This window comes from Mesorhizobium sp. BR1-1-6 (genome assembly GCF_020165355.1).
In the GTDB taxonomy this organism is placed as follows: domain Bacteria; phylum Pseudomonadota; class Alphaproteobacteria; order Rhizobiales; family Rhizobiaceae; genus Mesorhizobium.
In genome coordinates this window covers 333809-345058 of sequence record NZ_JAIUHZ010000006.1, presented here as the reverse complement: position 1 = coordinate 345058, position 11250 = coordinate 333809, and the positions used below count along the sequence as shown (strand labels likewise).

Genomic DNA, 11250 nt, shown 5'->3' with positions numbered 1-11250 from the left:
CGGGCGGGTCGCGCTGGTGATGATCGGCTTCACTGAAGCCGACCTTGCCCGGAACGGATTGTCAAAAGCCCTCGGCTCCGATCCCGTGATCTTTTGCCCGGGCGGACATGACGTCCACGGAGATCCGCGTGAGCTGGTGCTCGACGCTCTCGTGGCTGCGCTGCCGTTTCTCGCCGACACAGTTTCAGGCGTCGCCGTGGCCTCCTATTTTGCCGTTCGCAATCCCGAACACGAAATCGCGGTACGTGACGTCATCCGCGAGCGCACCGGGCTCCCGGTGACCTGTTCGCATGAATTGTCGTCGAAACTCGGCGGCCCGCGTCGGGCGCTGACCACGCTTCTCAACGCCCGGTTGATCTCGATGATCGATCGCCTTGTCGACGCCACCGAGAGCTTTCTGGCAAGACGCGGGATCGTCGCTCCGCTCATGGTCGTGCGCGGCGACGGCGCGCTCATTACCGCAGAATTCGCCCGCGCTCGGCCAATCGAGACCATTCTGTCAGGACCAGCGGCAAGCCTGGTGGGGGCGCGGTACATGACCGGCATCGATGATGCGGTGGTGTCCGACATCGGCGGCACCACCACCGACATCGCAGTTCTGGACGGCGGCCGCCTGCGGCTCGATCCGGAAGGCGCCACCGTCGGCGGAATGCGAACCATGGTGGAAGCCGTCGCCATGCGCACCTTTGGCCTTGGTGGGGATTCGGAAGTTTCGCTTCATGAGCAGTCGTTGGCTTCGACGATCGTGCTCGGGCCCCGGCGGCTGGTACCGCTCGCGCTCGCTGCGGTGAAACACGGCGATGCCATATACCAAGGTCTCAAGCGGCAATTGCTCAGTCCCAACACCAGCCGGCTGGACGGCCGCTTCGCATTGCGCACAGGTGTGCCCGAACGTCTAGCCGCAGGCCTGACGGTTACCGAGACGCGGCTCTATCCTGACATTTCGGCAATTCCCGCCGCGCTCGACCGGTTGCTCGTATCGACGTCACAGGTCGCGACGCTCAATCGCCTCGTCGCACGTGGCCTGGTGCATATCGTCGGCTTCACGCCATCCGATGCAGCCCATGTGCTCGGCCGGCAAGGGAACTGGGATCCTGTCGCGGCTCGACTGGGCGCCGAATTGTTCTCACGCAAGCGCGACGGCCAGGGGCATCGTGTCGCCAAAGGCGCAGAAGCGTTTTCCGAGATGGTTCTTGCCGCCGTCACCCGGCGTTCTGCCGAAGTAATTCTTGAATCGGTATTTGCCGAGGACGGGCTGGAGGGCGGCGTCTCCGTTGCCAACCCGCTGGTTCAGCGGGCGGTTGGCGGGCGAGGCGGCATGGCGCGGCTGTCGATCGCGCTCGACCGGCCGGTGATCGGCCTCGGGGCGTCGGCTTCGCTGCACTTTGCCGGGCTGCCGCAATTGATCGGCAATGAATGCAGCATTGCCGAACACGCCGATATCGCAAATGCGTTGGGCGCCGTGGTTGGGCAGGTGCGAATGTCAGCGGAAGCGCGTGTCAGCCAACCGGAGATCGGGCTTTTCCGTCTCAATTCCGGCGAGCGGCTGGACGACTATGACACCGAGGACGAGGCGATGGCCGCAGCCGAAGCCCACATTCGAGTCTTGGCGGCAGGTCTTGCCGAGCGCGCCGGGGCCGATCAGGCTCGGATCGAGATCGCACGCGACATAAGAGTTGCTACAATCGAAGGCGAGCGCAGTTTCGTGGAAGCCATCGTCGTCGCGACAGCCACCGGGCGGCCGCGAATCGCGTCGTGACATGCACGCGTTGTTGTGAGTGAAGCGTTGTCGGGTGACAATGCTCTGACAGTATTTTTTCCTGAGGCGGCGATCGCCTCGTCGAGATCGCGACCTTGCCAATGTTCGTCCGCAGCCGTCCGTTCCGCACCTGCTGGACGATCTCGCTCAACTGGCCACGACCGGACTCGACGACGAAATCGACCGCCAACCCATCCGCGGGCTGCGCCTCGGCTGGTCCGACGACGGTCACCAGCATACCTCGCCCCGGATCAGGGCTGCAGACCGCTTCTGGATGTCGCCACCGATGACGTCGAACACCAGATCGATGCTGCCTATGTCTTATCTCTCACGCGAATTGGTCATCGGTTCGGTGCCTTCCACGACAATATCGGTATTGAATTGCTTTGTGATTTGCACGGCCGCGGTGTGCGCCTGCAGTTACAAGTCTATCGACACCGCTCCCATGGGATGTGTGCAGCAGGCGAGCACATATCCGGCGTCCTTCTCCTGTGCGCTGAGTCCGCCGAAATCAGCCATTTCCACGTCGCCGCTGACCTTCAGCACACGACAGGTCCCACAAATCCCTTGCTGGCAAGCGCTTGGCAGGTACAGACCAACGCTCCGAGCGATTTCGAGCAGGGTCTGTGTCGAACGGCATTGGTGGGTGACACCTGTGCGAGCAAAACGCACGGAAGCGGCCTGGGCTGTTTGCAACACCGGTGCAGGCTTCAGCAGGCCGCCAAAGCTCTCCTCATGATACCGACCAGGATCCAAGCCGATGCTGTTGAGGGCGTTCCGGACTGCGTTCATGTAAGGCTCGGGCCCACAGGCATAAACGGTGCGCTCCCTAATGTCGGGAGCAAACTTCAGCAACATGGACTCACCAACCAATCCAGTTGGACCGGCCCAATTATGCACAGCTTCGGCGCAGACGACATGGACGTGAAAATTGCGATGGTCCCGTGCCAGGTTGTCAAGCTCGTCACCGAAGATGATGTCCTTCGGCGAGCGTGCGCTATGAATGAAGCAGACATCCTTGTCGGAGCCACTGTCGGCGAGCGTGCGCAGCATCGACATCACCGGTGTTATGCCGCTGCCGCCGGAGAGGAAAAGCGGCCGGTCGCTCCGCAGGTCATCCCAGTTGAAGCTGCCGGACGGGCCGTCGATCTCTATTTCGCTTCCCTGTTCGAGATTGTCATGCAGCCAATTGGAAGCGAGGCCGCCGGGGACGCGCTTGACGGTTATCCTGACGTCTCCCACCCGGGTTGGCGGCGAAGAGATCGAGTAAGTCCGGACGGCCGGAGCGCCGTCGATCACGAGGTTCAGAGTGATAAACTGCCCGGCTTTGAACTGGCCGGCCTGTCCGCGCTTTGGACAAAAGACGAAGGTCTTCACGTCGTGCGTCTCCTGAACGATGCCGCGACAGATCAGCGTGTGACGTCCGCTGACGCGGTCGGATCGGCAGGAGGGAGCGAAAGAAACGAGGGCGTTCATCATCTGGCTCCCATTAAGGGGCCAAGAATGCCAGCAGGCCTACGTTCGATACAGGAGGAACCTCAAGCATCTATGATCGACAATATCGATCAACCTTCCAGCGACATGACCGCAAGATGAAGCGCGCGAATGCCTTTCTTTATGATTGGCTCATGCCGGCGTCGCGCGAGAATTGCGGTGTAGACGGGCTGATGCAGAGTTGGAGCACCTTCCACAATGTGGGAGGGTTGCTCGGCGGCGAAGCGACGCGCATCGTCGGCGCGCATGTAGCAGGTGCCGCCTGCGCGTCTCAGCATATTGTCGGCCAGCGTTTCGGAGCCCATCGAAAGCCGGCACGCAGTCAGATTTGGCAACGCCTCGGCATGAGCCTTCTCGAGCGCAACGGTGTAACCCGGCCGGATGTAATTGTCCGGGCTTACATCGCTAAGCCGGCGTGCCTTGGTCGAGACCATTGTATATTCCTCGACCATCAGTTGGTCATATGTGATCTCGGGCAGGTAGCGTGGAGCATAAATAACAGCAATATCGAGGTTTCCCAGGCTCAGATCAGATATCATCTGCGGCGAGTAGTCGGATTCGACATGGATCGAGGACCGCGGCAAGACTTGCAGCAGCATTTCCAACCAACCCGGCAGGATCGAGCGGGTCATTCCAACCTGGGCAGCGACCCGAAGGCTGCCTTCGAATCTGTTAAAGGCGCGCACGTCGTGACGGGCCTGGGACCAGGTCGACAGCATTGACCGCGCGTAAACCTCAAACCGCCGCCCTGCCGCGGTCGGCTCGGCACCGGCGCGGCCGCGATGGAAGAGCTCGGATCCCACGGCGGCCTCCAGGTTCTTGACACGGGTGCTGACCGTCGATTGCGTCAGTCCGAGGCGCTCCGCCGACCGGTTGAAGTTTCGCGATTCAATGATGTCGAGAAACGTCTCTATTTGTTCCAACTGCATAGGCGAGCCATCGATTTTTGCGATCGTATCTAGCTGTTCATACGCTTGATCCGAGCACTATCAAAGCGGAAGTTCGGTGCAGAAGCCACGGTCTGTGACGGCCGCATCAAAGGGAGAGGGAAAAGTGTTCATAGTCGATTGCGATTGCCACAACTATTGGTCCAACGCGACGGTGCTGGAGCCCTACCTGTCCGGTGTCTGGAAAGACATGTTCATCGAGGGCGAGAAGACCGGCCCGGTCGGCGCTTTTCCGCACGGCCATCGCCCCTGGTTTCATCCGCAGGATTTCTCCCGCAAGGATGTGCGACCGAAGGTGGAGGCGGACAACTACCTGATCATGAAGGAGAAGCACCTCGATAAATACAATGTCGGAGTGGCAATCCTAACTGGCGACGAGCCCATCGAAGCGTCGACACTGGCAAATCCCTATTACGCTAGCGCGCTGGTAAGCGCCTACAACGACTACCAGATCAATGAATGGCTGCCGAAAGACAGCCGCTTCATGGGCTCCATCATCATCGCACCGCAAGACCCGCGCCTTGCGGCGGCGGAGATCCGGCGCCTCGGCGCGCATCCCCGGATGGCGCAAGTTCTGGCCTCCCAAGGCTCTGTGCGGCCGTATGGCGACCCGTTCTATCACCCGATCTTCGAGGCCTGTGCCGAGGTCGGTTTGCCGTTCGCCATACATCTTGGTGGACATGGCGGCATCAACTGGAACGCTGTCGCGCCAGCGCCCACCACTTTCTTCTGGGAAACCCATGCGATCCTGCACATGTCGGCCATGTCGCATGTGGCAAGCATGATTGCCCATGGCGTTTTTGAGAAATGGCCGGACCTCTACTTCGTGATCATCGAGTGCGGCGTCGCCTGGGTCCCGTCGGTCCTGTGGCGCCTGGATGCCGACTACAAAGCACTGCGAAAAGAGACGCCATGGCTGAAAATGCTGCCGTCGGAATATTGCCGGCGTAACATACGTTTCTCCACCCAACCGCTGGAGCAGCCTTCGAATGTCAACCACCTCTGGGCGATCCTGGAGGCCATGGACGGGGAGCACACGCTGCTGTTTGCGTCCGACTACCCCCATTGGGACTACGATGACGTCAACACTTTGCACATCCCGCCGGAATGGCGCCGCAAGGTGCTCGGCCAGAATGCGCTGGACGTTTACAAGCGCATTCCCCGCCCGCAAGCCGCTGCTGCAGCGTGACGACCTGACATGGCTGAGAAGACGTATATTTGTCGCGCCGACGAGATCCAGGTCGGAACGCCGTTCATCGCCAAGGTGCGCAGCCTGTCGATCGGCGTGTTCCGGATCGGCGATAGTTTCCATGCGCTGCTGAATGTATGCCCGCATCGAGGGGCCCCCCTTTGTGAGGGACCGCAATGCGGAACGACTGCTCCCGTCGAGCGAGCCGAATTCATCTATCACCGTGAGAATGAAATCGTTCGCTGTGCCTGGCACGGGTGGGAATTCGACATCAGGTCGGGCGCAGCATTGGTCAACCCGTCCGTTCGCGCGAGGACGTTCCCAGTCTCCGTCGAGGCAGGGAGCATATACGTGACGGCCTGAGCATGGAGACACCCTCTGCCTACAGAGCGGGTATCGGAATCTCAACGACCGCCTTATGCGCTTCATCGTTTTTGCTAATGCGGCACAATTTGGGATGGATTGCCTGCACGTTTCGCTAACTTGACCAATAAGCTGAGAAAAACCAGCGCAACTCAACTGGGGAACGATATGAAAAACCGACTTCTTGCACCATCTCTGGGCGTTCTATTGTTGGCGCCGGTATCGTCGGCGTTCGGTGCAGACGTGACTATGCCGGATCCAAACTATGCTACCGCAACGGCGGTCATGAACGTCATCAAGAACGCGGCCGAACAGGAGCTTGGGCTCGACGTTTCCACCGTCACCACCACCGCAGTCCCAGTCATTTGGGAAGCCATGGATCGCAACAAAGGGGAGGTCGACATCTGGCCAGATGTCTGGCTGCCGAACCAGCAGGGCCTGGTAGACAAATATGTCAAAAGCGCCGGCACGGTGAAACTCGCGCAGAACGGCTACGAAGCCAAGCAAGGCTACTGCGTCACCCAGGTCACGATCGACAAATATGGCATCAAGGATGTCGCGGATCTCACCAATCCGGACAACGCCAAGATCTTCGATACCAATGGCGACGGCAAGGGGGAAATCTGGATCGGCGCGTCAGGCTGGCAGTCGACAAACATCGAAAAGGTGCGGGCCCGCGACTATGGATTCGCCGATTTCTTCGATCTCCAGGTGACCGACGAAGCGGTGGCCGCGGCATCGCTCGACCGGGCCGCGAAGGCAGACAAGCCATGGGTCGGCTACTGCTACGGCCCACACCAGAATTTCGCCCGCTACAAGCTTGCCTTTCTCACCGAACCGAAACACGACCCAGCCAAGTTCATGATGCTGCAGCCGAGCGAGGATCCTCAATGGTTCGAAAAATCGAAAGTGTCGTCGGCATATGCTGACACCACCGTGCACATCGCCTATGCTGGTTCGCTGGCCCAGCGGCAACCGGAACTGACCGCCGCTTTGGATCGGATTACTTTCAATCCGGACGACATCAGCAAATGGGCCTATGCAATCATCGTCGACAAGAAGCCGGCAGGCGATGTGGCGAAGGAATGGATCAAAGCCCACCCCGACGACGTGGCGAAGTGGTTCGGTCATTGAAGGCCAGGGCCGGCATTGCAGGCTCTGAACCGGCCTGCACTGTTGCCCGGCCGCTCAAATCCGTGATCGGACGGGAGCGGTAGCCGGTGGACACCGCACCGATCATTGCGCCGGGAGGACCCGGCCTGGCGGACCGCGGAGACGCGGCAAGCCACGGTGCCGCCATCATTTTGAAGGGCGTCTGGAAAATCTTTGGCGCCCGCGCGCCAGTGGCGATGATGGCGATTTTGCGCGACCGCCTGGACAAGGACGAAGTGGCCAGGCGCTTCGGATGTGTCGTGGGCGTCGCCAACGTCAACATTTCGGTTCGGCCGGGTGAAATCTTCTGCGTCATGGGCCTGTCGGGCAGTGGCAAATCGACATTGATCCGCCATATAAACCGCCTACTCGAGCCGTCCGCCGGCGAGATTTTCGTCGACGGTGAAAACGTCATGGCCAAGTCGCCCGCTGAGTTGAGGGCATTGCGGTCTCGCAGGATCGCCATGGTGTTCCAGAGCTTCGGTCTGCTTCCGCATCGCACCGTACGCGACAACGTCGCGCTCCCGCTGGAGATCCAAGCCGCGACCAAGCAGCGGAGATTTGACGCCGCCGAGACGGCACTTGCCAAGGTGAACCTGTCGGGCTGGGGGGATCGCTACTGCCATGAGCTCTCAGGCGGGATGCAGCAGCGCGTCGGCCTCGCCCGCGCTTTGGCTGCCGATCCAGCGATCCTGCTCATGGACGAGCCATTCAGCGCGCTCGATCCCTTGATAAGGCGGCAACTTCAAGACGAGTTCCTGGCCCTCTCACGCTCGATGGGAAAGACAGTGATCTTCATCACCCATGACCTCGACGAGGCGATCCGGATCGGCGATCGCATCGCGATCATGAAAGATGGCGTCATCGTCCAGACCGACACGCCCGAGGAGATCGTCACATCTCCGAAGCACGACTATGTCGCGAAATTCGTCGCCGACATCTCGCGCCTGAACGTGATCACCGCCGGGCGCATCATGGAGTCGGTCGAGAGTTTCAAGAGCCGGTCTCATCCGGAATTGGACGTCGAGCGGTTGCACAGGGTGGATTCTCGAGAATCCCTGGCCGAACTCGTCGAACTCGCGGCACGGGATGCCGCACCGCTTGCTGTGACAGATCCCGGTGGGTCTGTCGTCGGCATCGTCGACAGGCAGATCCTGCTCCACGGTCTGCGAAAGGGCGAAACCCGTGAACGCCCATGATCCTGTCGCTGTGCAATCGCAACCGGCAGAGGAAGGACTCGTTCGGGAATTCGTCCTCCGCAACCCCGATTACTATATCGATGTGTTCGCCCGCATCCGGCGGGCGTCCGGTGCCGTCTGGCCGTTCAACCTGGCGGCCGCACTGCTTGGGCCGGTCTGGGCCGCTGCCCGAGGCATCACACTTCTGTTCTGGCTCATCTTCTTCCTGGAGACGCTTGCGGTGGTTCAGATCGGCGTCGGCGCGGCTGGTAACCTCGGCGCCGCAGAGCAAGCACGAGCCGAACGCGTGACCAAGCAGGCACAGGCGCGCGCGGAACAGGCAAAAGCCGCCGAGGCAGCGGGGGCGGACAATGCAGCTGGCCTGAGATCATCAGCGGCCGCTCTGGAGAAAGCTGCCAACACGGCCAGAATGCGGGCCGACGCCGCAAAGGCGAAGGCGCCGGTTGTAATTGGGTCCGGTATTGTCACTTTGCTCTTCGCCAGGCTGATCGCCGGTTTCCTCGCCAACCGGATGCTGGAGCGGCGCTTCGCGCGCTGGCGTTCGAATCCGACGCTTCAGCGCGGGCTCAATCATCCGCTGGCGCTATGCGCCCTTGCCTTCTGCATCGCAGCCTATGGGCTTTCGGTCTATCGCTTCGCCGCGCCGACACCAGCCGTCTGGCTGATTGCCGCGCCCTCGAATCGCGAGTGGCAGGCCGCGTTGTCATCGGGTCTGGACAGCCTGATGGGAGCGGTGTCGCATCTCGGGGAGGGCTTTTTCGGCGGCATCACAGGCGCAATATCGTTGGTGCTCGATGCCTTGGCCTATGGACTGACGGGCATGCCCTGGCCAGTGACAATGGCGATCATTCTAGCCCTGGCCTGGCAACTGGCGGGGCCGCGCGTCGCCATCTTCACCGTGGCTGCGCTCGCCTATCTTGCCGTGCTTGGCTTTTGGGAAAAGAGCCTGGAAACAGTCGCCCTGTTGGGCACATCGGCCATTATCTGCCTCGCGATAGGAGTTCCGCTTGGGATATGGTGCGGACGCCGACCGCGCGTCTATGCCGCCGTGCGGCCGGTGCTCGACTTCATGCAGACCATGCCGGCATTTGTCTATTTGATCCCGGTGATCGCATTGTTCGGCATCGGCAAGCCGCCCGGCGTCATCGCCACGCTGATTTTCGGTACTCCGCCAGTGGTGCGCCTGACTGCGCTCGGTTTGCAGGGTGTCCCGCCGGCCATTAGAGAGGCCGCGCAAGCCTATGGTGCAACAAGATGGTTTCTCCTGACCCGGGTCGATCTCCCGCTAGCGATGCCTTCCATCATGGCCGGCATAAACCAGACCATTTTGATGTGCCTTTCAATGGTGGTCATCGCTTCCCTGATCGGCGCCAAAGGGTTGGGAGAAGATGTCCTCAATGCGCTTCAATACGCAGCTGTCGGGCAGGGACTGCTCGCGGGCTTCGCCATACTTCTCTGCGCCATGATCATCGACCGTATCGTGCAAGGACGAACCAGATAAAGCCGTTTGGGAACGATCTTCTCGTGGAGCTCGGCCGGTCAACATTCCACGAACGGGCCATCAAAGATGCGGTACCGGCTCTAGAAATAAGCCTGGTCCGGCTCGCTGGCCTTGCGGTTGGCGATGAAGGCCTGGAGCGCTTCGTCGATCGCCGGATCGAGCCCCGGATCCTGGTAGTCGTCGAGCAGCCTCTTCCATTGCCGGTTGGCGCGTTGCGCGGCGTCGAGCCGGCCGTCCTCGTTCCATTGCTCGAAGGAATTGTTGTCGCTGCTGGTGGAGCGATAGAAGGCCGAGAGGAAATTGGACTGCGTATGCGCACTGCCCAGGAAATGCGATCCCGGCCCGACCGCTTCGATCGCCTCCATCGCCTGCGCATTGAGCGACAGATCGATGCCTTCGAACAGGCTGGCGACCTTGCCGCAGAGATCGGCGTCGATGACCGTCTTTTCGAAACCGGTGACCAGTCCGCCCTCGAGCCAGCCGGTGGCGTGGTTGATCACGTTGGCGCCGGCAAACATCGACATCAATATGCCCCATGTCGCTTCCTGCTCGGCCTGTGCGTCGGGAAGCTTTGAGGCCGACAGCGAACCGACGGTGTGGAACGGAACGCCGACGCGACGCGCCAACTGCCCGCAGGCGAGCACCATCTTGCCCGCTTCCGGCGTCCCGAAGGTCGGCGCTCCACTCTGCATCGAGATCGTGCTGGCAAAGCTTCCCATCAGGCAGGGCGCGCCGGGGTTGATCAGCTGTACGAGGCTGAGACAGGCGAGCGCCTCGGCCAGCACCTGCGCCAGCGTGCCGGCGACCGTGCACGGGCTCATCGCGCCGGCCAGCGTCCATGGCGTGCAGGCGACCGGCTGATTGTTGCGGGCGCAGACCTTCAGCGAACCCGACATGTTGGCGTCGAGCACCAGCGGCGCATTGGTGTTGGAGACGTTGTAGAGCACAGCGTTGTTGGCGACGAACTCCTCGCCGAAGACGATCTTGGCCATGTCAACCGCGTCCTGTGCTCGCCTCGAACCGATGAACGCGCCCATGAAGGCACGGTCCGAATGGCGGATGTGGGTGTAGAGCATGTCGAGATGACGCTTGTTGGCCGGCAGGTCGACAGGCTCGCAAACGACGCCGCCCGAATGATGCAGATGCGGGATCATCTGATGGATCTTCACCAGATCGCGGAAGTCCGCGATCGTGGCGTAGCGCCGTCCGCGATCGAGATCGTGGACGAAGGGCGGCCCCCACGACGGACACAGCACGGTGTTGTCGCCGCCGATCACCACCGTGTTGGCCGGGTTGCGGGCGTGCTGCTTGAATTGCGAAGGCGCGGTGGCGCGGACGATCTTGCGGCACATGCCGGGCTCGAAGCGGACTCTGGTGCCCTGCACGTCGGCGCCCGCATCGCGAAAGATGTCGAGGATCTCGGGATCGTCATGGAACTCCATGCCGACCTCCTTGAGCAGCCGGTCGGCGTTCGCCTCGATCAGGCTCAGGCCTTCTTCGTCGAGGATATTGAACGTGCCGATCCGCCGGCTGATGTAGGGACGCCGCGGCGCCTGCTGGGCCAGGCGCTGGCCTTGCCTTCCCGCTCGGCCCCCGCTTCGTGGCGCTGGAGCGTCGATCATCGCGTCCTTGTCCATTTTCGTCTC

At 61.4% G+C, this 11250-nt stretch carries 9 protein-coding genes and 1 pseudogene; 6 read left to right on the top strand and 4 right to left on the bottom strand.

Annotated features, from left to right (window positions below):
- Positions 1-1759, top strand: a 1759-nt coding sequence (locus tag LB545_RS15540) for a hydantoinase/oxoprolinase family protein (RefSeq protein ID WP_224705392.1), incomplete at its 5' end; no start/stop codon positions are given.
- Positions 1760-1803: 44 nt separating this feature from the next.
- Here the strand turns inward: LB545_RS15540 and LB545_RS15535 are convergent.
- The 3 genes and pseudogenes from LB545_RS15535 to LB545_RS15525 form a co-directional block, all read right to left on the bottom strand.
- Positions 1804-2080: pseudogene (locus LB545_RS15535) on the bottom strand (zinc-binding dehydrogenase); the annotation flags it as partial.
- Between the two features lie 99 nt (positions 2081-2179).
- Positions 2180-3235: a hybrid-cluster NAD(P)-dependent oxidoreductase gene (locus LB545_RS15530; protein ID WP_181167341.1), complete on the bottom strand. Its 1056-nt coding sequence runs from the start codon at positions 3233-3235 to the stop codon at positions 2180-2182.
- An 89-nt stretch (positions 3236-3324) separates the two neighbouring features.
- Entirely contained in the window at positions 3325-4182 is an 858-nt protein-coding gene (locus LB545_RS15525) for a LysR family transcriptional regulator (RefSeq protein WP_140649345.1), read from the bottom strand.
- A 124-nt stretch (positions 4183-4306) separates the two neighbouring features.
- On the opposite strand from LB545_RS15525, the gene LB545_RS15520 reads away from it, so the two are divergent.
- From LB545_RS15520 to LB545_RS31025, 5 genes are all read left to right on the top strand, one after another.
- Entirely contained in the window at positions 4307-5389 is a 1083-nt protein-coding gene (locus LB545_RS15520) for an amidohydrolase family protein (RefSeq protein WP_140558747.1), read from the top strand.
- Between the two features lie 9 nt (positions 5390-5398).
- Complete coding sequence (locus LB545_RS15515) at positions 5399-5752, top strand: Rieske (2Fe-2S) protein (RefSeq protein WP_140500687.1); 354 nt, start codon at positions 5399-5401, stop codon at positions 5750-5752.
- Between the two features lie 120 nt (positions 5753-5872).
- The gene (locus LB545_RS15510) at positions 5873-6886 is read left to right on the top strand and encodes a glycine betaine ABC transporter substrate-binding protein (RefSeq protein WP_140818982.1); all 1014 of its coding nucleotides are present in this window, start codon (positions 5873-5875) and stop codon (positions 6884-6886) included.
- Positions 6887-6972: 86 nt separating this feature from the next.
- Positions 6973-8103: a quaternary amine ABC transporter ATP-binding protein gene (locus LB545_RS15505; RefSeq protein ID WP_411971083.1), complete on the top strand. Its 1131-nt coding sequence runs from the start codon at positions 6973-6975 to the stop codon at positions 8101-8103.
- The gene (locus tag LB545_RS31025; protein ID WP_140663437.1) at positions 8090-9604 is read left to right on the top strand and encodes an ABC transporter permease; all 1515 of its coding nucleotides are present in this window, start codon (positions 8090-8092) and stop codon (positions 9602-9604) included. Before LB545_RS15505 ends, LB545_RS31025 begins: the two co-directional genes overlap by 14 nt.
- An 80-nt stretch (positions 9605-9684) precedes the next feature.
- Here the strand turns inward: LB545_RS31025 and LB545_RS15495 are convergent, their stop codons facing one another.
- Positions 9685-11241: a trimethylamine methyltransferase family protein gene (locus tag LB545_RS15495; protein ID WP_224618847.1), complete on the bottom strand. Its 1557-nt coding sequence runs from the start codon at positions 11239-11241 to the stop codon at positions 9685-9687.
- Positions 11242-11250 lie beyond the last annotated feature (9 nt).

What these genes read in the sequence shown, in the direction of transcription:
- LB545_RS15525 (WP_140649345.1), bottom strand. Translation starts at nt 4,182, where the DNA reads ATGCAGTTGGAACAAATAGAGACGTTTCTCGACATCATTGAATCGCGA.
- LB545_RS15530 (WP_181167341.1), bottom strand. Translation starts at nt 3,235, where the DNA reads ATGAACGCCCTCGTTTCTTTCGCTCCCTCCTGCCGATCCGACCGCGTC.
- LB545_RS15515 (WP_140500687.1), top strand. Translation starts at nt 5,399, where the DNA reads ATGGCTGAGAAGACGTATATTTGTCGCGCCGACGAGATCCAGGTCGGA.
- LB545_RS15495 (WP_224618847.1), bottom strand. Translation starts at nt 11,241, where the DNA reads ATGGACAAGGACGCGATGATCGACGCTCCAGCGCCACGAAGCGGGGGC.